Origin of the sequence: Paracoccus bogoriensis (assembly GCF_019431455.1) — a bacterium.
Taxonomy (GTDB): Bacteria; Pseudomonadota; Alphaproteobacteria; order Rhodobacterales; family Rhodobacteraceae; genus Paracoccus; species Paracoccus bogoriensis.
In genome coordinates this window covers 75,990-96,566 of the sequence record NZ_JAHYSR010000001.1, presented here as the reverse complement: position 1 = coordinate 96,566, position 20,577 = coordinate 75,990, and the positions used below count along the sequence as shown (strand labels likewise).

The following is a 20,577-nucleotide window of genomic DNA, read 5'->3' as shown; positions in this document are numbered from 1 at the left end:
AGACCGGGCTCTGGTTGTTTCGCGACAGATCGACGTAAAGCGTTGAAAAACGCGTCCGGTTTTGCTTTGTCTGTGTAAACGTTTTTGCCAGTGGGGCAAGCAAGGCAGCAGCCGGTGGCGGTTCGCCCAAGGCCCGGGTGCGGAATGGGGGCAGCATGGGTTTTCCCGGCGTCTGGATGACGGAAAGCGAAAGCATGATCTATCGGGTGGTGCCGAAATGCGCCTGCTCGACCATCGGACAGATCATGTTCTATTCGGATCACGGACGGTTTTTTGACGGCGACATCCACGACAGCACCGAAGGCCTGCACAAATGGGCTCAGGATCACAGCCAGGCGCCGATCGAACGCGCGGTCCATGCCGGCGAGGCGGTGACATTCACCTGCGTGCGCAACCCTTACGCGCGCATCCTGTCCTCGTTCTTCGACAAGATCGCGGGCATCCAGCGCAATGGCCGGCGCTACCGCGGCAACCTCGTGCCGCAATTGATCCAGCGCTACGGTATTGACGTGGGCAGTCCCGAAAACGGCTTCGACTTCGACCAGATCGCCAGCTTCCGGCGCTTTCTCCTGTTCGCGCGCGACACGATCCGCTTTCGCAAACCGATGGAGCCGGACATCCACTGGTCCTCCATGTCTGGCCATATCTCGACCTTCATCGTGAATGGCGGCCGCTACGACCAGATCTTCTTCACCGAAGCATTCAACGACGGCATGGCCAAGGTTCTGGACGCGGCTGAAACCCCGGTCAAGCTGGACCTGACCGAGGTTCCACGTTTCAACGAATCCGAAGGCCATGGCCCCAGACGCGCGCACAAGGTCAGCGATTACTTCGATGACCTCTCGCGTCACCTGATCTGGGAAATCTACAAGGACGATTTCCAGCTTTTCCGCTACGATTTCGACGATCCCGACAACAAGATGCCGCTGGGAGAGGTCGATCTGGACGAGGTTCACGCCAAACTGGGCCGGTAAGCCCTGGTGGCCAGCTCAGGCCTCCAGATGGCTTTCCATGAACCACAGATCCTTGTCGGCGGTGCGCGAGGCCGCGGTCAGGATATCTGCGGTGGCTTCGTCGCCGGCATCGCCTACAGTGTCGATACCCTTGCGCAGATTGGCACCGTGCGCCCGCATCCGGGAACAGATCTCGCGCAAATGATCTTCGGTGGCGGTCAGATTGGCCGGATAGGGCTCCAGAGCCGATGTCTCGGCCACGATCTCGGCGGTCCCGCGCGCTGTGCCGTCAAGCTGCTGCACGCGCTCTGCGAATTCGTCCAGATGCGCGTCCAGATTGGCTCGCACCGTGTCGAACAGTTCATGAATGGCGATGAAGTTGCGGCCCTTCACGTTCCAATGCGCCTGCTTGATCGCCAAAGCCAGCGCCAGGCCATCGGCCAGACGGGCGTTCAGTTCGTCGATGGCCGTCTTGCGGGCATTGTCGGTAAGACCTTCCAGATTGACCGGCATGATGCGCCTCCTGTTACGATGGAACCGCTTCATCAACACGGCGGGCCGCGAACAGGTTCCGGCATGAGAAACGGCGCCTCGCGGGGCGGGCGCCGTTCAGGTCATCACGGCCAGAGCCGCGACCAGCGCGGCTTCAGACCGCGCCCTTGATGAAGTTCACCGCATCACCGACCGTCTGGATTGTCTCGGCGGCGTCATCGGGGATCTCGATCCCGAACTCCTCCTCGAAAGCCATGACCAGCTCGACGGTGTCGAGGCTGTCGGCGCCCAGATCGTCGATGAACGAAGCGGATTCGACCACCTTGTCCTCATCGACACCCAGATGCTCGACCACGATCTTCTTCACGCGATCAGCGATATCGCTCATGTCATATCCTCATTGTCGCGGGCATCCGCCCAAGTTCTGCACGCCCCCCGAAAGGAACGTTCAAGCACAGGGCGGCTCCCCTGCTGCCAAGGGCCGGGATATAGCACCGGGCGACGTTCATGCAACCGCTTTTGCAACCGGACATGGCGACGGCCGAGTGCCTGGCCCGGCTCAGATCATCGCCATGCCGCCATTCACATGCAGCGTGGCGCCAGTCACATAACCAGCCTCGCGGCTGGCCAGGTACAGGACGGCAGCGGCGATATCCTCAGGGCTACCCATCTGCCCGGCGGGGATCTGGGTCAGGATCTTACCCTTCTGCTCGTCATTCAGCTTGTCGGTCATGGCGGTCGCGATGAAGCCGGGCGCCACGCAGTTCACGGTGATCCCGCGGCTCGCAACTTCATGGGCCAGCGATTTCGACATGCCGACCAGACCCGCCTTGGCGGCAGCGTAATTGCCCTGCCCCGGATTGCCCGTCGCCCCCACGACCGAGGTGATGTTGACGATCCGCCCCCAACGCGCCTTCATCATGCCCCGCAGCACGGCGCGCGACAGCTTGAAGACACTGGTCAGGTTCACATCCAGAACCTGCGCCCATTCTTCGTCGGACATGCGCATGAACAGGTTGTCCCGTGTGATCCCGGCATTGTTCACCAGGATATCGACCGATCCCATTGCCTCGGCGGCCGCCTTGGGCAGCGCCAGAACCGATTCCGCATCGCCCAGATTCGCCGTCACCACATGCGCCCGCTCGCCCAGCCTCTCGGCCAGTTCGCGCAGCGGCGCCTCGCGCGTGCCCGACAGCGTCACGGTGGCGCCGGCCCGATGCAGCGCCTCGGCGACCGCGCCGCCGATCCCGCCCGAAGCGCCGGTCACCAGCGCGGTCTTTCCCGTCAGATCGAACATCCTGATGCCCTTCTTCGTTGTCCAAATACCCCGGGGTCCGGGGCAGAGCCCCGGTCCGCCCTCAACGCTTCAGCGCCGCAATATCCGCCGGAGCGCCAACATTGCACACGACCGCGTTCCTGGCGATACGCCTGATCATGCCCGACAGCGCCTTTCCGGCCCCGATCTCCCAGAATTCGGTGACGCCGCTGGCCGCCATGTTGGCGACGCTCTCGCGCCAACGGACAGTGCCAGTGACCTGCTCGACCAGAAGGCGGCGGATTGCGCCCGGATCGCTCACGGGCTCGGCGCGGACATTGGCAAAGACCGGCACCGCAGGCGCCTGGATCTCCACAGCAGCCAGCGCGTCGGCCATCACGGCGGCGGCGGGCTGCATCAGCACCGAATGGAACGGTGCCGAAACGGGCAGCATCAGCGCCCGCCTGGCGCCTGCGGCCTTCATCGCCTCGACAGCGGTCTCGACCGCGCCCTTGTGGCCCGAGATGACCACCTGCGCCGGATCGTTGTCATTGGCCGCCTGCACGACCTCGTCGCCGCTTATGTCGCGGGCGATGCGGTCCACCGTTTCGAAATCCAGCCCGAGGATCGCGGCCATTGCGCCCAGGCCGACCGGCACCGCCTCCTGCATGGCCTGACCGCGCAGGCGCAGCAGGCGCGCCGTGTCTGCAAGGCTCAGCGCCCCGGCCGCACAGAGCGCCGAATATTCGCCAAGCGAATGCCCGGCCACGAAATCGGCGTCACCGATGCCGAAGCCCTCGGCTTCAAGCGCGCGCATGGCCGCGATCGAGGTCGCCATCAATGCGGGCTGGGCATTCCGGGTCAGGGTCAGCGTCTCGGCGTCACCCTCCCAGATCAGCGCGGACAGCTTTTCGCCAAGCGCCTCGTCAACCTCGTCAAAGACCGCCTTTGCGGCGGGATAGGTCTGGGCCAGTTCGTGGCCCATGCCGATGGACTGGGCGCCTTGGCCCGGAAACACGAATGCCCGCATGGCACCCCCCTGATATCAAACCGTCCCGACGGGCATAGCCGCTGGCAGCCCCTGCCGCAACCGACCGCCTGCGCTGCGCACGCAAGCAAACAAAAGGGGGCCGAAAGGCCCCCTTGGTCATCGGGATACGGCAGGCGCTCAGCCGACCAGTTCCAGCCCCGAGAAGAAAAAGGCGATTTCCTGCGCGGCAGTTTCCGGCGCATCCGAGCCATGGACCGAGTTTTCGCCGACCGACAGGGCGAATTCCTTGCGGATCGTGCCTTCGTCTGCCTGGGCCGGGTTGGTGGCGCCCATCACTTCGCGGTTCCGGGCGATTGCATTTTCGCCTTCCAGAACCTGCACCACGACCGGCCCCGAGGCCATGAATTCGACCAGTTCGCCATAGAAGGGGCGGTCCTTGTGGACCTCGTAGAACTTGCCCGCCTGCTCGGCCGACAGCTTGATGCGCTTCTGCGCGATGATGCGCAGGCCCGCTTCCTCGAACTTGGCATTGATCTTGCCGGTCAGGTTGCGGCGGGTCGCGTCAGGCTTGATGATGGAAAGCGTGCGTTCGATGGCCATGATGTTCACCTTGTCCTGTAGGGGTCACATATTCAGCAACGTTGCGGGGGACGGGCTGTCACGCCCGCGCCGATCCGCGCCCGGTTAACAGGCTTGGTGCCGCCCGGCAAGGCGTGGCCTGTCGGGAACCCTGCGCCCCTTGGCGGCTTGTCTGGGCAACAGATCCCAAGCCCGGTGTCCCATGTCCGATACGCCCGACCGCGCGCTGCCCGCCCCCGCGCCGTCTGCTCAGCCTGCGCCCGAGCGCGCGATCGCACCGGCCTCGATCATCGCCGCGCTGCTTCTGGCACTCCTGGCGGTGGCGGCCTGGTTCTGGTCCGACGTGCTGCTGCTGACCTTCGGCGCGATCCTGCTGGCTGTCGCCTTGCGGGCAGGGGCGCGTGGCCTGCACCGGCTGGTGGGGCTGAACATCAAGATCGGCGTGCTGGCTGTGGTGCTGCTGGTCATCGGCGCCATCGTGGGCGTGGCGGCTCTGGCCGGGCCGGCAATCCGCGAACAGTTCGATCAGCTTATCGGCACGCTTCCCGATTCGTGGGAGGCCCTGAACCGCTGGCTTTCCGGCACCACGATGGGCGAGGCCGTCCAGGCCCGGATGGAGGAGGGCGCGGATCTGGGCGACAGCGCCGTCGAGATGGCGCAGCGCCTGCCTGACCTGATCGGCACCGTTTCGGGGGCGGTGAATTCAACGGTGGGCGGGATCATGTCGGTCTTTCTGATGCTGATCGTGGCGCTTTATCTTGCGTTGGAGGCCGAGCGTTACCGCGCAGGCGCCGTTCGCCTGCTGCCGATCCGCCACCGCGCCCGCGCCTTGTCGATCCTGGACGAGATGGGCGGCAAACTGGGCCTGTGGCTGGGGGGGCAGGCGCTGGACATGCTGGCCGTGGGCATCATGGCGGGGGTCGGGCTGTGGCTTCTGGATGTGCCGCTGGCCTTCATCCTGGCGCTGATCGCGGCGGTGACGAACATCATCCCGATCATCGGGCCGTTCATCTCGGGCGCTATCGCGGTGCTGTTCGCCTTTACCCAGGGATTCGACCTTGCGCTGCAGGTGGCGATCCTGTTCATCGTGATCCAGCTGATCGACGGCGAGATCATCCTGCCGCTGATCCAGCGATTCGCGGTCAGCCTGCCGCCGGCGCTGACGGTCGTCGGGATCATGGCCTTCGGCAGCCTCTTCGGTCTGGCCGGTGTGCTGCTGGCCACGCCCCTTCTGGTCGTGCTGATCGTGCTGATCCAGCGCGCCTATGTCGAGGATGTGCTGGGCGACGACCTGGATTGATGCCGCAGCGGACAGGGCGGCGTGCCGAAGGTTGACGGTTTCGTGATTGTGACACATGGATAGGCTAACCTGGCGTCGGACTCACCAAGGGTGACAGGGATGCAGCCGATCCTCAGAGGCCGTTACCGGGCGCGACTGGCGCAGGATGACAACGACCTGCGGAGCGCACAACGCCTGCGCTGGCTGTGCTTTCACGGGCGCAACGGCGTTCCCGATGACGGGCAGGCCCTGGACAGCGACGGGATGGACGCGGAATGCCGCCACATGCTGGTCGAGGATGTGGCCACCGGCGCACTGGTCTGCTGCTTCCGCTTCCTGCCGCTGGCCGACGGCTCGCAGATCGCGCGCAGCTATTCGGCGCAATTCTACGACCTGCGCGCGCTGGAGGGATTCGACGGCCCCATGGTCGAGATAGGGCGCTTCTGCACCCACCCCGACCACCACGACCCCGACATCGTGCGCATCGCATGGGCGGCCATGACCCGCTTCGTCGAGGAAAGCGGAATCGAGATGCTGTTCGGCTGTTCCAGCTTCATCGGCTGCGAGCCCGAGACCCATGCCGAGGCCTTCGTGATGCTCAAGGAACGCCATCTGGCCCCGCGCCGCTGGTGGCCGCGCGTCAAGGCGCCGCGTGTTTTCCGCTTTGCCCGCGCCTTCCGCCTGCGCAAGCCCGATGCGCGGCGCGCCATGGCCGCGATGCCGCCTTTGCTGCGCAGCTATCTGGCGATGGGGGGTTGGGTCAGCGATCACGCGGTCGTCGATCCGGCGCTGCGGACGATGCACGTCTTTACAGGGCTTGAGATTCGCACGATCCCGCCGGCGCGCCGCCGCCTGCTGCACGCCTTGGCCGAGCGTCCGGCCTGAGGCCGCTACTGCCTCGGATCGCACCAGTTTCCGTTATCGCACCGCCTGCGGCGCAGGCATGTCGCCGCGAAATCGGGCAGAGCGGTCCGCCCTGCCCGTCGCGCAGGCACATGGCGCGGCCCCGACTGTTGACCTCGCGTTCTGCCGGGCGCCCCTTGCCCTCATGTTCGACAGGACCGATCCCGCACCCCTCATGCAGCGCAGCCACGGTGCCGCGCATGTGGTCATGGGCGCGCGCGGGCTGATCGACCTTTCGCAGCGCGGCTCGGCCAAGGCGATGCTGCCGCGCATGACTGCGGGCCTGCCCGAGATCGTCTTTCTGAACACATCCGGGGGGCTGGCCTCGGGCGACCGGCTGCGTTTCGCGGTGGATCTGCGGGCGGGGACCCGCGCGCTGGCCACCACCCAGACGGCCGAACGCGCCTATCGTGCCGAAGCCGCCCCCGCCCGTGCCGAGATCGCGCTGAATCTCGGCACGGGCGCCTGGCTGGACTGGCTGCCGCAAGAGACGATCCTCTATGACGGCACCCGGCTGGAGCGCGACACGACCGTCGATCTGGCCCCGGATGCGGGCTGCCTGCTTCTGGAGATGATCGTGCTGGGCCGTCTGGCCATGGGCGAAAGCCCCAGGCACCTGCATCTGCGCGACCGCCGCGTGGTCCGCCGCGGGGGCCGTGTCATCCATCACGACGCGCTGGCGCTGGATGATGACGCGCTGGCCCGTATGACCAGCGCGGCGATGACCGGCGGCGCACCCGCCATGGCGACGCTGGCCATGATCGCGCCCCATGCGCCGGACCTGTTGGCCGCCGCCCGCGCCGCGCTGGCCGAGCCCGGCGTCACCGCCGCCGCCAGCGCGCCCCCCGGTCGTTTGGTCATCCGCCTGCTGGCGGCCGACGGCTGGCCCCTGCGGCGGCAGATCAACAGATTGCTGCGCGCCCTGCGCCCCGATCCCCTTCCCCGCATCTGGCAGGTCTGAGCCATGAACCTTACCCCCCGTGAACGCGAAAAGCTGCTGGTCTCGGTCGCCGCCATGGTAGCGCGCAGCCGCTTGGCGCGCGGCGTCAAGTTGAACCACCCCGAGGCCATCGCGCTGATTACCGATTTCGTGGTCGAGGGCGCGCGCGACGGGCGCAGCGTCGCTGACCTGATGCAGGCGGGCGCGCATGTGATCCGCGCCGATCAATGTATGCCCGGCATCCCCGCCATGATCGAATCCGTCCAGGTCGAGGCGACCTTTCCCGACGGCACCAAGCTGGTCACCGTCCACCACCCCATCCGCGAGGCCGCAGAATGAAACGCCAGATCACACCGCTTGTCCTTGCCGCGTGGCTTCTGCCCTCGGCCGCGCTGGCCCATCCCGGCCATGTCCACGATCAGGGCCAGTTCCTGCACGGCCTGATGCACCCGATCGGCGGGGCCGATCACCTGCTGGCGATGGTCGCGCTTGGCCTTCTGGCCGCGCAGATGGGCGGGCGCGCGGTCTGGGCGCTGCCCTTGACCTTTATCGGCGCGATGCTGGCGGGCGGCGCGATGGGCGCGGGCGGCATGGGGTTTCCGGCGGTCGAGCCGATGATCCTCGCCTCGGTCGTGATCCTGGGCGTGCTGGTGGCGATGGCCGCGCGCCTGCCGATGGCGGCGCTGCTGCCGATGGTCGCGGTCTTTGGCGCGGCCCATGGCTGGGCGCATGGGGCCGAGGGTCCGGCGACGGGTCTGCCCCTCTATGCGGCAGGCTTTGCGCTGGCGACCCTGGCGCTGCATCTGGCGGGCATCGGTTTCGGTCGCCTGCTGTCGCGGGGGCTGGAGCTGCGCGTTCTGGGCGGCGGCACCGCGCTGGCGGGCTTCGCGCTGGCGGTGGCGTGACATGATCCCCGGAGAGGTCTTTCCCGCCCCTGGCACCATCGCCCTGAACGCAGGCCGCGCGACGGTCACGCTGATGGTGGCCAATACCGGCGACCGGCCCATCCAGGTCGGCAGCCATTATCATTTCGCCGAGACCAACGCCGCGCTGGCCTTCGACCGCGAGGCCGCGCGCGGTATGCGCCTGGCCATCCCCGCAGGCACCGCCATCCGGTTCGAGCCCGGCCAGTCGCGCGAGGTGACGCTGGTGGCCTATGCGGGCGACCGGATCGTGCACGGCTTTCGCGGCCGGATCGGGGGTGCGCTGTGACGACGCTGACCCGCGCCGATTACGCGGCGCTCTACGGTCCGACCACGGGCGACCGCATCCGCCTGGCCGATACCGAAATCATCATCGAGGTCGAACGCGACCTGACCATCCCGGGCGAAGAGGTCAAGTTCGGCGGCGGCAAGGTCGTCCGCGACGGCATGGGCCAGTCCCAGGTCACGCGCGCGGGCGGCGCGATGGACACGGTCATCACCGGCGTCATCGTCTTCGACCATCAGGGCATCGTCAAGGCCGATGTCGGCATCCGCGACGGGCGCATCGCGGGCATCGGCAAGGCCGGCAACCCCGACACGCAGCCCGGCGTCACCCTCATCATCGGCCCCGGCACCGAGATCATCGCGGGCGAGGGCCGCATCCTGACGCCGGGCGGCTTCGACTGTCACATCCACTACATCTGCCCGCAGCAGGTGGACCACGCGCTGCATTCGGGCGTCACGACCCTTCTGGGCGGCGGCACCGGCCCCGCGCATGGCACGCTGGCCACGACCTGCACGCCGGGGCCATGGCACATCGCCCGGATGCTGGAGGCCTGCGCCGAGTTGCCGGTCAATATCGGCATCGCGGGCAAGGGAAATGCCAGCCTTGCCGCGCCGCTCGAGGAACAGATCCGCGCCGGCGCCTGCGCGCTGAAGCTGCACGAGGATTGGGGCACCACGCCCAAGGCCATCGACACCTGCCTGACGGTTGCCGATGCGATGGACGTGCAGGTGATGATCCACACCGACACGCTGAACGAATCGGGCTTTGTCGAGGACACGATGGCCGCCATCGGCGGGCGCACCATCCACGCCTATCACACCGAAGGCGCGGGCGGCGGCCACGCCCCCGACATCATCCGCATGGTGGGCATGGCGAATGTGCTGCCATCCTCCACCAACCCCACGCGCCCCTATACGGCGAACACGGTTGAAGAGCATCTCGACATGCTGATGGTCTGCCACCACCTCGACCGCCGTGTGCCCGAGGACGTGGCCTTCGCGGAATCCCGCATCCGCAAGGAGACCATCGCCGCCGAGGATATCCTGCACGATCTGGGCGCATTCAGCGTGATTTCCTCGGACAGCCAGGCGATGGGGCGCATCGGCGAGGTCATCACCCGGACGTGGCAGACCGCGTCCAAGATGCGCCAGCAGCGCGGTCGGTTGGAGGGCGAACAGGGCCAGAACGACAACCTGCGCGCCCGCCGCTATATCGCTAAATACACGATCAACCCGGCCATCGCGCATGGGGTCAGTGCCCATATCGGCTCGATCACGCCGGGCAAGCGCGCCGATCTGGTGCTGTGGTCGCCCGCCTTCTTTGCCGCCAAGCCGGACATGGTGCTGGTCGGCGGGCAGATCAGCGTGGCGCAGATGGGCGATCCCAACGGCTCGATCCCGGTGCAGCCGATCTTTTCGCGCCCGATGTGGGGGCATACGGGGCGCGCCTCGGCGTTGTTCCTGTCGAAGGCGGGGCTGGAGGCCGGGGCGGCGGGCGGCCTTTCCAAGACGCTGATCGCGGTGGAAAACACCCGCGACATCGGCAAGGCCGACATGCAACTGAACGACGCGATGCCCGTTATCGAAGTCGATCCCGAGACCTACGAGGTCCGCGCGGATGGACAATTGTTAACCTGCGAGCCTGCGACGGAACTGCCGCTGGCTCAGCGCTATTTCCTCTTCTGAGGGAGGACTTTTCCATGATTGCAACCGCACATGCCATTATCCGCAACGCCCCCGGCCCCTTTGACGCAACGGTCTCGCTGGACTATGAAAGCCGCCTGCTGCGCCGCAAGCGTCTGCCCTGCGAGGGTGGCGACTTTCTGGTGGATCTGCCCGAAGTCACCAGCGTCGAAGATGGCGACGCCTTCGAGCTGTCGGACGGCCGCATGATCGCCGTGCGTGCCGCGCCCGAGCCGGTCCTGGTCATCCGCGGCCATCTGGCCCGGCTGGCTTGGCATATCGGCAACCGGCACACCCCCTGCCGGATCGAGGCCGATCGCCTGATCATCCGACAGGATCACGTGCTGGAAGCGATGTTGACGAAACTGGGCGCCGAGATCTGCCGCAAGGAATTGCCCTTCCGTCCCGAAGGCGGCGCCTATGGCCATGGCCGCACCTTCGGCCATGATCACGGGCCTGACCGAGGCCGTGGCGATGGCCATCACCATGCCAATGGTCATCGCCATCACCACCATGACGACCGCGCCCATAGCCACGCCTGAGGCGGCGCGGTTGTTCCTGCAACAGATCCTGTCGCCCGCCTTTCCGGTGGGTGGTTTTGCCTGGTCGCAAGGGCTGGAATGGGCGATGGATCAGGGCGCGGTGACGCGGACGACGCTGCCCGTCTGGCTGGCCGATTGGCTGGATCACGGGACCGGGCGCGCCGACGCGCTGCTGGTGGCACTGGCGCTGCGGCCCGGGGCGGATCACGAGGGCCTGGACGATCTGGCCCGCGCCGCCTGCCTGACCTGCCAGCGCCTGACCGAGACGCAGGAACAGGGCGCCGCCCTGACCGCCAGCCTGGCCGCACTGACCGGGGCGGACCTGCCGCCCCTGACGCTGCCGGTGGCCTTTGGGCGGGCCTGCGCCGCCCTGCCCTTGCCTCGCCCCGAAATCGTCGCAGCCTGGCTGCTGACGCAGGCGACGGGTCTGATCAGCGCGGCGGTGCGCTTCATGCCGCTTGGGCCATTGCAGGGGCAGCGCCTGCTGGCCGCGATGCGGCCCGGCATCCTGGCGCGCGCCGAATGGGCCGCGACGGCCGATCAGGACGCGCTTGCCAGCGCGACCTGGGGTGCAGATATCGCCGCCATGCGCCACGAAACCATGACCACAAGGATTTTTCGCTCATGAGCCTTAACGGACCCCTGCGTGTCGGCATCGGCGGCCCCGTCGGCGCCGGCAAGACGACGCTGACCGAACAGATTGCCCGCGCCCTGGCGCCACGCCTCTCCATGGCCGTCGTCACCAACGACATCTATACCCGCGAGGATGCCGAGGCGCTGATGCGCGCCCAGGTGCTGCCCGCAGACCGCATCCGCGGAGTCGAGACCGGCGGCTGCCCCCATACCGCCATCCGCGAGGATGCCAGCATCAACCTGGCGGCCATCGCCGATCTGACCGAGACCTTTCCCGATCTGGACCTGGTCCTGATCGAATCGGGGGGCGACAACCTGGCCGCGACCTTCAGCCCGGAACTGGCGGATCTGACGATCTATGTGATCGACACGGCGGCGGGGCAGGACATTCCACGCAAACGTGGCCCGGGCCTTGCGCGATCCGACCTTCTGGTGGTGAACAAGACCGATCTGGCACCGCATGTGGGCGTCGATCCCGTGCAGCTTGAAAAGGACGCACGGGATGCACGCGGTCCGCGTCCGGTCGTGATGGCGCAGCTGCGCCACGGCCATGGCGTGCAGCAGATCGTCGATTTCCTGATCGAACAGGGCGGTCTGACGCCCCGCGCGGCCTGAAACTGCCCCTGCGGCAGGCATCTGCCTCTGGCGATGCCTGCCGCCGCGCCAAAGCCTGCGCGACCCGCCCCCGCCCTGCCCGAATCCTATTCATCTGCCCGATTTGCGATTTTTCTGCATCTGCGAAGGCGCTGCCTTCCACAGGGACAACAGGGACATCCGGCCAGACCGGGGGAGTTTGACGATGATCAAGACAACGCGATTGCTGATGACGACCAGCGCCCTTGCGCTGGCTGGCATGGCCCATGCGCAGGAAGGCGAGCCGATCAGGATCGGCGTGCTGCATTCGCTGTCCGGCACGATGGCGATTTCGGAAACGACGCTGAAGGACACCGTCCTGATGATGGTGGAACAGCAGAACGCCAAGGGCGGCGTGCTGGGCCGCCCGTTGGAGGCCGTGGTCGTGGACCCGGCCTCGGACTGGCCGCTCTTTGCGGAAAAGGCGCGCGAATTGCTGACCGTCAGCAATGTTGATGTGATCTTCGGCTGCTGGACCAGCGTCAGCCGCAAGGCCGTGCTGCCCGTGATCGAGGAACTGAACGGCCTGCTGTTCTATCCGGTGCAATACGAGGGCGAGGAATCCTCGCGCAACGTGATCTATACCGGCGCCGCGCCGAACCAGCAGGCGATCCCGGCCGTCGATTACATGATGGAGGAACTGGGCGTCGAAAGCTGGGCGCTTCTGGGAACCGACTACGTTTATCCGCGCACCACGAACAACATCCTTGACGCCTATCTGAAATCGAAGGGCGTTGCCGCCGAGGACATCTTCGTGAACTACACGCCGTTCGGTCATTCCGACTGGTCGCGGATCGTGGCCGATGTCGTGGCGCTTGGCGCAGGCGGCAAGAAGGTCGGCGTCGTCTCGACCATCAACGGCGATGCGAATGTGGGCTTCTACAAGGAACTGGCAGCGGCGGGGATTTCCTCGGACGACATCCCGGTCATGGCCTTCTCGGTCGGCGAGGAAGAACTGTCCGGTCTGGACACGACCAACCTGGTCGGCCACCTGGCCGCCTGGAACTACTTCCAGTCGGCGGACACGCCCGAGAACGCCGCCTTCATCCAGGGCTGGCACGCCTTTACCGGCGATCCGAGCCGCGTGACCAATGACCCGATGGAAGCCACCATGATCGGCTTCAGCGCATGGGTCGCCGCCGTCGAGGCCGCCGGCACGACCGATGTGGACGCCGTGCGCGACGCCATCGTGGGCATCGAGGTTCCGAACCTGACCGGCGGCACCGCCACCGTCCTGCCCAACCACCACCTGACCAAGCCCGTCCTGATCGGCGAGATCCGCGCCGACGGGCAGTTCGACATCGTCAGTCAGACCGAACCGGTGCCGGGCGATGCCTGGACCGACTTCCTGCCGGAATCGGCGGTTCTGGAAGCCGACTGGCCGGGCAAGGGCTGCGGCATGTGGAACACCGAAACCGAAAGCTGCGTGCAGATCCAGTCGAATTACTGATTGCTTGCGCGGGGCGGTATCGCGCCGCCCCGATTGCCGAATGACCCAAAGGATACGCGCGTGCCCCGGTTTTTCCTGATCGCCCCGCTGCTGGCGGTGCTGATGCTGGCGGGCCTTGCCGCCCCCGCCGCCGCAAACCCCGCGCTCGAGACGCTGATCTCCGAGAATATCGACCAGATCGACCAGCCCTCGCGCCGGACGGTCGAGCCTCTGGTGGCCAGCATCGCCGCCACCGGCCCCGAAGGGCTGGCGCTGTTGCAGGCCTGGGCCGACCGCAGGCTGGGCCTGCTGGACGGACGCGCGGTGATCGCCGATGGCGATGCGCTGACCGACGCCGCGACCGGCGCCCCGGTCACGGGCGATCCGAAGATGCTGCGCCCCAATTCCGGCGTGCGCAGCGTGATCGAGGCCGCGCTGGCCGCCGGTGCGCTGACCGATCCCGACCCCGCCCGCCGCGCCGCCGCGCTGGACAGCCTGTCGCGCAGCGCCGATGCCGAGGGGCTGGCCGCGCTGCGGGCCGCACTGGACGATCCCGACCCGGCGCTCGCCGCCCGCAAGGCGCGGCTGGAACGGCTGCTGACCATTCGGCACGACCCCGACAGTGCCGCCCGCGTCGCTGCCATCGAGGACATGGCCGGCGATGTGGGGCTTGACTTCCGCGCCGCGCTGAACCCGCTGCTCGCGACCCGCCGCGTCGTCTCGACCACCGAGCCGCAGGGCAATATCGCCGATGAACTGAGCCCCGGCAGCAAGGATCTGCCGCGCGAGGCGGCGATTGCGCTGCTGATCCAGGAAGGCGCGCTGGACCCGGCCCTGACGCCCGCCGAACAACGCGCCCGGCTGGTCGCCAACATCACGAATGGCAGCGTGGGCGGCATCCCCGTCGCGCAGCTTTCCGACCCGACCGCCCGCGACCGCGCCTACGAGGCGCTGGAGGCCGCAGGCGCCGTCCCCCCCGCCGCGACCGCCGCCGAAATCGACGCGGCGCTGGAGACGCACCGCTTCTTTGACCTCTATGCCGAGCCCGACCCCGCCGTGACCGATGCCGCCAAGGCCGCGCAGATCCGCGCGCAGGTGCGTCTGGCCGCGATGCAGGGCATCGACCTGGCGCTGGACGCGCTGTCGCTGGCCTCGATCTATTTCCTTGCCGCGATCGGTCTGGCGATCACCTTCGGCGTGATGCGCGTGATCAACATGGCGCATGGCGAATTCATCATGATGGGCGCCTATACGGGCTTTACCGTCCAGACGCTGATCGCGGACCGCACGCTGTCGCTGATCGTGGCGCTGCCTTTGGCCTTTGTCGTGACCTTCGGGGCGGGGGTGGTGCTTTACCGGCTGGTGATCCGCCATCTGGCGCATCGCCCGCTGGAAACGCTGCTGGCAACGTTCGGGGTCTCCATCGCGCTGCAACAGCTGGCCAAGAACATCTTCGGCACCCAGGCCCGGCCCCTGACGGCGCCCACATGGCTGGAAGGGTCCATCGTCATCAACGACGTGATCGGGATCAGCTCGATCCGGGTGGCGATCTTCGTGCTGGCGCTGATGTTCCTGGCGCTGTTCCTGTTCATCATGAAGCGCACGCGCTTGGGGCTGGAGGTCCGCGCCGTCACCCAGAACCCCGGCATGGCGGCCAGCATGGGCATCAATCCCGACCGGATCGCCATGATGACCTTCGGCCTTGGGTCGGGCATCGCGGGGATCGCGGGGGTGGCCATCGGGCTTTTCGCGCAGGTCACGTCCGAGCTGGGCCAGCAATACATCGTCCAAAGCTTCATGACCGTTGTCGTCGGCGGCGTCGGCAATATCTGGGGCACGCTGGCGGGCGCCACGCTGATCGGCGGGCTGTCCAAGGTCATCGAATCGCTGAACCCCAGCAACACGCTGGCGGCGCAGACCTTCATGATCCTGTTCATCATCATCTTCATCCAGTTCCGGCCCCGCGGGATCATCCCGCAAAAGGGCCGCGCGGCAGAGGTCTGAGCCATGACACGCACCCCCTTCGTGCTGCGTCACCCCTCGGTGCTGGTCGTGCTGACGGTGCTGGCGGTCTTTACCGCCGCAGTCACGGCGGGCAGCGCGGCCTATGGATCGGGCGCGATACCGGTCTCGATGATCAAGCTGTTGGGCAAGACGCTGTGCCTTGCGCTGGCCGCCGTGGCGATGGATCTGGTCTGGGGCTATCTGGGCATCCTGTCGCTTGGCCAGATGGCGTTCTTCGGGCTGGGTGGCTACATGATCGGGCAATGGCTGATGTATGCCCGGACCGAGACCATTGTCGCGGCCCAACTGGCCCAGCAGCCCATTCCCGCCACCGCGCAGGAATTGCAGGATGCGGTGACCAATCAGATCTTCGGCGTGGTCGGATCGTCCGAATTGCCGCTGGTCTGGAGCTTCGCCCATTCGTTGACGGCGCAACTGATCCTTGTTCTGGCCGTGCCGGGTCTTCTGGCGCTGGTCTTTGGATGGCTGGCCTTCCGAAGCCGCGTGAACGGCGTCTATCTGTCCATCCTGACGCAGGCGATGACGCTGGCGCTGGCGCTGTGGCTCTTCCAGAACGACAGCGGGTTTCGGGGCAATAACGGGCTGTCGGGCCTGCAGAACATTCCGGGCCTAGACCATGTCGGGCAGGCCACGCTGTCGGTCTGGTTCCTCTGGGCCTCGGCGCTGGCGCTGGCCCTGGGCTATGCGCTGGCCGCCTGGCTGGTCAGCGGCAAGTTCGGCAGCGTCGTGCGCGCGATCCGCGACGACGAGACGCGCGTGCGGTTCCTGGGCTACCCGGTCGAGGGGTTCAAGCTGGCCGTCTTCACCATCGCCGCGATGATGACGGCCGTGGCGGGGGCGCTCTATTACCCGCAGGCGGGGATCATCAACCCGGCAGAGCTGATGCCCATCGCCTCGATCTATCTGGCGGTCTGGGTGGCAATCGGCGGGCGCGGGCGGCTTTACGGCGCGGTGATCGGGGCGGTGATCGTGTCGCTGCTGTCCAGCTGGTTCACCGGCGGGCGGGCGCCCTCGATCCATCTGCCGGGCTATGTGGTGAACTGGGTCGATTGGTGGCAGGTGGCGCTTGGCCTGACCTTCGTGCTGGTCACGCTGTTTGCGCCCAAGGGCATCGCGGGCCTGTTCGACCGGCTATCGGGCATCCTGCCGCCGCGCCGCCATGGCCGCGATCTGGGCCCGGATCAGGGCGCCCTTCAGGAGAAAGAGGCCACGGCATGAGCGCGCTTCTGGAAGTCCGCGGGATCAGCAAGACCTTTGACGGGTTCAAGGCGATCAACAACCTGTCCTTTTCCATCGGCGCGGCGGAACTGCGCGCGGTGATCGGGCCGAACGGGGCGGGCAAGACGACCTTCATGGATATCGTGACCGGCAAGACCCGCCCCGACGAGGGCGAAGTCCTGTGGGCCGAGGGGTCGAAATCGCTGCTGCGGATGAACGAGGCCCAGATCGCCCGCGAGGGGATCGGCCGCAAGTTCCAGCGCCCGACCGTCTTCGAGGACCAGACCGTGGCCGAGAACCTGACCATGGCGCTGAAGGCCGAGCGCGGCCCCCTTGCGGTGCTGCGCTGGCGGCCCTCGCCCGACAGCGAGGCGCGGGTGGCGGAGCTGGCCGCCGAGGTCGGACTGTCCGATCACATAGAGCGCAAGGCGGGCGAGCTGAGCCACGGCCAGAAGCAATGGCTGGAGATCGGGATGCTCTTGGCCTCGGACCCGCGCCTGCTGCTGGTGGACGAGCCGGCGGCCGGCATGACCCTGGCCGAGCGCGAGCAGACGACGACGCTGCTCTGCCGTCTGGCCGAGACGCGGGCCGTGGTGGTGGTGGAACACGACATGGATTTCGTGCGCCGCCTGAATTGCCGCGTGACGGTGCTGCATCAGGGATCGGTCCTGGCCGAGGGCTCGCTGGACCATGTGACGCGCAATCCCGATGTGATCGAAGTCTATCTGGGGCGATAAGATGCTGGAAGCCACGAACCTGACCCTGCATTACGGCGGCAGCCAGATCCTGCACGGCATCGACATCACCGCCCGGCCCGGCGCAGTGACCTGCGTGATGGGCAGCAACGGGGTCGGCAAGACCTCGCTGATGAATCTGCTGGCGGGACGACATCCGCGGTCCGGGGGGAATCTGTCGCTGGACGGCAAGCCCCTGGGCCGGATCAGCGCGCAGGCCATGGCGCGGATGGGCGTGGGCTATGTCCCACAGGGCCGCGCGATCTTTCCGATGCTGACCGTGCGCGAGAATCTGGAGACAGGCTTCGCCTGCCTGCCCCGCGCCGAGCGCGCCATTCCCGATGAGATCTTTGACAGCTTCCCCGTGCTGGCCGAGATGGCGCATCGGCGGGGTGGCGATCTGTCGGGCGGACAGCAGCAGCAGCTTGCCATCGCCCGGGCGCTGATCACGCGGCCGCGCGTGCTGCTGCTGGACGAGCCGACCGAGGGGATCCAGCCCAACATCATCGCCCAGATCGGCCGCGTCATCGCCGCCCTGCGCGACCGGGGCGACATGGCGATCGTTCTGGTCGAGCAGTTCTTCGATTTCGCCTGGGATCTGGGCGACACCTTCCTGGTGATGGAGCGCGGCCGCGCGGTCGTGCAGGGGCCGAAGGAGCGTCTGTCCCGCGACGATCTGCACGGGCTTCTGGCGGGCCATCAGGCAGCCTGAGGAACGTTGCCGCGGGCGGGGAAAGGGGGCTGACTGCCCCCCTCTTGGCCTGCGGCCAATTCACCCCCCGTGGATGTCTGGACCAAGGCAAAGGTCTGGCTGGCCTAGCGCTTTCTTTCCCAACGGCCTGATTCTTCGGACCAGTATTCTGCTGCGATCCCCGCGGCGGAGAGCTGGCGCCACTGATCGCGGGCCGTGTTCACGGCGGTCGTATCGCTGCCGTCGAAGAGGATACATGTTCGGTTCAGCCGGGCGATTTGCGCAGGATCGAGGGGCGGGCCGTCCAGCGTCATCAGACAGGAAGGAGCGTTCGTCGCTTGCTGGTGCGGCAGGGTCAGAAGGACCGGCTGTCGGTCGTTATGAGGGCCACCCGCAAGGCCGTGGGGCAAAAAGCCGTCGCCCTGCCACAGATGCAGATCAAGCCGTTCCAGTCGGGCGGGGGACATGGCGCGCAATTCCACGCGCCAGCCTGCGGCAAGGGCCCGGCTGAGAAGTTGCGGCAGAAGATCCTCGGCCGGGGAGCGGGTGAGATGATAGAAAAGTGCCTTGCCCATTGTCAGGCCGCGATCTCCTGACCCGCAACGAGGGCGCGCGAGAGATCCAGGGCGGTGACGGCCGCAAGGGGAATATGTCCCAGGAATTGCTTGCTTGCGGCACTGATGGGGCCCGCGCCGGGCGTGCATTCCGCGTGGGTCGCCTGTCCTCTGCCTGGGGTCGTTCCGCAGGCGCAGGGGCCGCGCCCGGGGGCGCGGCCTGTCGGTGCAAGGGGATGCGGGGCCGGGGTCACTTGCTTTCGAACCGGTCGCGGATGAGGCGGTCGAGCGTCATCACGCCCCAGCCCGTCGCGCCCTTGGGCGCCAGATCCGTGGCCGAAGGCGGCAGGGTCACGCCCGCGATGTCGATATGCGCCCAGGGCTGACCCTCGGCGATGAAGCGCTGCAGGAACTGCGCCGCCGTGATCGATCCTGCCGCGCGGCCGCCGGTATTCTTCATGTCCGCCAGACGCGACTTGATCAGGCTGTCATAGGACGGACCCAGCGGCAGGCGCCATGCGCCCTCGCCCTCGGCCCTTGCGGCTGCCAGGATGCTGTCGGCCAGCGCGTCGTCATTGGCGAAGACGCCCGCATTCTCATGGCCCAATGCGATGATGACCGCGCCGGTCAGGGTCGCCAGGTCGATCACGGCGGCGGGCTTGTATTCCTGCTGGGCATACCAGAGCACGTCGGCCAGGACGAGGCGGCCTTCGGCATCGGTATTGATGACCTCGATCGTGTCGCCCTTCATGGATTTCACGATGTCGCCGGGGCGTTGGGCGCGACCGTCGGGCATGTTCTCGACCAGGCCGACAAGGCCCACGACATTGGCCTTGGCGCGGCGCAGCGCCAGCGTGCGCATGACGCCCGCCACGACGCCCGCGCCGCCCATATCCATCGTCATTTCTTCCATCCCGGCAGCGGGCTTGATCGAGATGCCGCCCGAATCGAAGACGACGCCCTTGCCGACCAGCGCCAGCGGGGCCTGATCGCCCGCGCCGTTCCAGCGCATCACCACGACCCTGGAGGGCGATTCGCTGCCCTGCCCCACCGCAAGAAGCGCGCGCATACCCAGCTTGGCCAGCTTCTTTTCCTCGATCACCTCGACTTCAAGGCCCAGTTCGCGCATGGCCAGCAGGCGGTCGGCGAAATCGGTCGTGGTCAGGACATTGGCCGGTTCGTTGACCAGATCGCGGGTGAAGAACACGCCCTCGGCCAGAGCCGCCGCGTCGGCTGCGGATTTCGCCAGCGATTCCGGATCCTTGACCATGAAGGTCACGCGGGGCTGCAAGGGCGCGCCGTTCTCGTCATCGTCGCGCTTGCTGCGGTAGGCGTCAAAGTCGTATCCGCGCAGCGCAAGGCCCAGCGCGATGTCGCCCGCGCGCTTATGCGCGCCCGCCATGACCAGCATGTGCTGGCCGCCCAGCCGCGCGCCGATGGCCGCGCCCGCCCGGCGCGCATCCAAGACCGAGGCGCCGGCAGGCAGGTTGACCAGCAGCAGCGTCTCGACCCGCAGGCCCGCGGGGAAGGCCAGTTCCAGCGCCTGACCGGGTTTCAGCGCCTTGCCCGCCTTGGAGCCCAGCGCCCGCGTCACCGCCTCGCGCAGCGCGCGCGGCAGGCGGCCGGGCAGCTTGCCGTCGGCGCCCAGGATCAGGGCGGCGCGGCCTTCATGCGTGGCAAGCCGGTCGGCGGCGGTTTCGGTGAAGCTGATCTGGACGGGCTGTGTCATCGTTGTCCTCACGTCTGGTTGCGCATGACCCTAGACCCGCGCCCGGCCCTTTTCCAGAGCCGCCCTTGCGGCTAAGCAGGGCGGAATGTCACGCGGCATAGGGCGG

The 20,577-nt window shown here is 67.2% G+C and carries 23 protein-coding genes; 16 read left to right on the top strand and 7 right to left on the bottom strand.

Annotation, left to right across the window (positions count from 1 at the left end):
- Window positions 1–155: 155 nt before the first annotated feature.
- Window positions 156–974 (top strand): sulfotransferase family protein, encoded by an 819-nt coding sequence (locus tag KY389_RS00475; RefSeq protein WP_219828746.1) that lies wholly within the window; start codon window positions 156–158, stop codon window positions 972–974.
- 15 nt (window positions 975–989) lie between these two features.
- Here KY389_RS00475 and dps read toward each other — a convergent pair whose 3' ends face one another.
- The 5 genes from dps to ndk form a co-directional block, all read right to left on the bottom strand.
- Window positions 990–1,466, bottom strand: a complete 477-nt coding sequence (gene dps, locus KY389_RS00470) for a DNA starvation/stationary phase protection protein Dps (protein ID WP_219828745.1) — start codon at window positions 1,464–1,466, stop codon at window positions 990–992.
- 133 nt (window positions 1,467–1,599) lie between these two features.
- Window positions 1,600–1,833 (bottom strand): acyl carrier protein, encoded by a 234-nt coding sequence (locus tag KY389_RS00465; protein WP_111299847.1) that lies wholly within the window; start codon window positions 1,831–1,833, stop codon window positions 1,600–1,602.
- Between the two features lie 171 nt (window positions 1,834–2,004).
- Window positions 2,005–2,742 carry a 3-oxoacyl-ACP reductase FabG gene (gene fabG, locus KY389_RS00460; protein ID WP_219828744.1) on the bottom strand — a complete coding sequence of 246 codons (738 nt, stop codon included), beginning with the start codon at window positions 2,740–2,742 and terminating at the stop codon, window positions 2,005–2,007.
- A gap of 61 nt (window positions 2,743–2,803) precedes the next feature.
- Window positions 2,804–3,730: an ACP S-malonyltransferase gene (fabD, locus tag KY389_RS00455; protein WP_219828743.1), complete on the bottom strand. Its 927-nt coding sequence runs from the start codon at window positions 3,728–3,730 to the stop codon at window positions 2,804–2,806.
- Between the two features lie 138 nt (window positions 3,731–3,868).
- Window positions 3,869–4,291, bottom strand: coding sequence for a nucleoside-diphosphate kinase (gene ndk / locus KY389_RS00450; RefSeq protein WP_219828742.1), 423 nt, complete (start codon window positions 4,289–4,291; stop codon window positions 3,869–3,871).
- Between the two features lie 181 nt (window positions 4,292–4,472).
- Here ndk and KY389_RS00445 point away from each other — a divergent pair, with 181 nt between their 5' ends.
- From KY389_RS00445 to urtE, 15 genes are all read left to right on the top strand, one after another.
- On the top strand, window positions 4,473–5,570 hold the full coding sequence (locus KY389_RS00445; RefSeq protein ID WP_219828741.1) for an AI-2E family transporter: 1,098 nt from the start codon (window positions 4,473–4,475) through the stop codon (window positions 5,568–5,570).
- A 99-nt stretch (window positions 5,571–5,669) separates the two neighbouring features.
- Window positions 5,670–6,434, top strand: a complete 765-nt coding sequence (locus KY389_RS00440) for a GNAT family N-acetyltransferase (protein ID WP_219828740.1) — start codon at window positions 5,670–5,672, stop codon at window positions 6,432–6,434.
- Window positions 6,435–6,597: 163 nt separating this feature from the next.
- A complete protein-coding gene (locus KY389_RS00435) occupies window positions 6,598–7,413 on the top strand; it encodes an urease accessory protein UreD (RefSeq protein ID WP_219828739.1) in 816 nt (271 codons plus the stop codon).
- 3 nt (window positions 7,414–7,416) lie between these two features.
- Window positions 7,417–7,731 carry an urease subunit gamma gene (locus KY389_RS00430; protein WP_219828738.1) on the top strand — a complete coding sequence of 105 codons (315 nt, stop codon included), beginning with the start codon at window positions 7,417–7,419 and terminating at the stop codon, window positions 7,729–7,731.
- Window positions 7,728–8,297, top strand: a complete 570-nt coding sequence (locus tag KY389_RS00425) for a HupE/UreJ family protein (protein ID WP_219828737.1) — start codon at window positions 7,728–7,730, stop codon at window positions 8,295–8,297. Before KY389_RS00430 ends, KY389_RS00425 begins: the two co-directional genes overlap by 4 nt.
- A 1-nt stretch (window position 8,298) precedes the next feature.
- Window positions 8,299–8,604 carry an urease subunit beta gene (locus KY389_RS00420; RefSeq protein ID WP_219828736.1) on the top strand — a complete coding sequence of 102 codons (306 nt, stop codon included), beginning with the start codon at window positions 8,299–8,301 and terminating at the stop codon, window positions 8,602–8,604.
- Window positions 8,601–10,286, top strand: a complete 1,686-nt coding sequence (gene ureC, locus KY389_RS00415; RefSeq protein ID WP_219828735.1) for an urease subunit alpha — start codon at window positions 8,601–8,603, stop codon at window positions 10,284–10,286. Before KY389_RS00420 ends, ureC begins: the two co-directional genes overlap by 4 nt.
- Before the next feature lie 14 nt (window positions 10,287–10,300).
- Entirely contained in the window at window positions 10,301–10,825 is a 525-nt protein-coding gene (locus tag KY389_RS00410; RefSeq protein WP_219828734.1) for an urease accessory protein UreE, read from the top strand.
- Window positions 10,710–11,453: an urease accessory protein UreF gene (locus KY389_RS00405; RefSeq protein ID WP_246587862.1), complete on the top strand. Its 744-nt coding sequence runs from the start codon at window positions 10,710–10,712 to the stop codon at window positions 11,451–11,453. The genes KY389_RS00410 and KY389_RS00405 overlap by 116 nt, the downstream gene beginning before the upstream one ends.
- Entirely contained in the window at window positions 11,450–12,073 is a 624-nt protein-coding gene (gene ureG, locus KY389_RS00400) for an urease accessory protein UreG (protein WP_219828733.1), read from the top strand. The genes KY389_RS00405 and ureG overlap by 4 nt, the downstream gene beginning before the upstream one ends.
- Before the next feature lie 184 nt (window positions 12,074–12,257).
- A complete protein-coding gene (gene urtA / locus KY389_RS00395) occupies window positions 12,258–13,541 on the top strand; it encodes an urea ABC transporter substrate-binding protein (RefSeq protein ID WP_219828732.1) in 1,284 nt (427 codons plus the stop codon).
- A gap of 102 nt (window positions 13,542–13,643) precedes the next feature.
- On the top strand, window positions 13,644–15,524 hold the full coding sequence (gene urtB, locus KY389_RS00390; protein WP_219828861.1) for an urea ABC transporter permease subunit UrtB: 1,881 nt from the start codon (window positions 13,644–13,646) through the stop codon (window positions 15,522–15,524).
- A gap of 3 nt (window positions 15,525–15,527) precedes the next feature.
- The gene (gene urtC, locus KY389_RS00385; protein WP_219828731.1) at window positions 15,528–16,763 is read left to right on the top strand and encodes an urea ABC transporter permease subunit UrtC; all 1,236 of its coding nucleotides are present in this window, start codon (window positions 15,528–15,530) and stop codon (window positions 16,761–16,763) included.
- Window positions 16,760–17,500, top strand: coding sequence for an urea ABC transporter ATP-binding protein UrtD (gene urtD / locus KY389_RS00380; RefSeq protein WP_219828730.1), 741 nt, complete (start codon window positions 16,760–16,762; stop codon window positions 17,498–17,500). The genes urtC and urtD overlap by 4 nt, the downstream gene beginning before the upstream one ends.
- A 1-nt stretch (window position 17,501) precedes the next feature.
- Window positions 17,502–18,209, top strand: a complete 708-nt coding sequence (gene urtE / locus KY389_RS00375; RefSeq protein ID WP_219828729.1) for an urea ABC transporter ATP-binding subunit UrtE — start codon at window positions 17,502–17,504, stop codon at window positions 18,207–18,209.
- A gap of 104 nt (window positions 18,210–18,313) precedes the next feature.
- Here urtE and KY389_RS00370 read toward each other — a convergent pair whose 3' ends face one another.
- Both KY389_RS00370 and KY389_RS00365 read right to left on the bottom strand, forming a co-directional pair.
- Window positions 18,314–18,763, bottom strand: a complete 450-nt coding sequence (locus KY389_RS00370; RefSeq protein ID WP_219828728.1) for a DNA polymerase III subunit chi — start codon at window positions 18,761–18,763, stop codon at window positions 18,314–18,316.
- Window positions 18,764–18,992: 229 nt separating this feature from the next.
- Window positions 18,993–20,471, bottom strand: coding sequence for a leucyl aminopeptidase (locus tag KY389_RS00365; protein ID WP_219828727.1), 1,479 nt, complete (start codon window positions 20,469–20,471; stop codon window positions 18,993–18,995).
- Window positions 20,472–20,577: the final 106 nt, after the last annotated feature.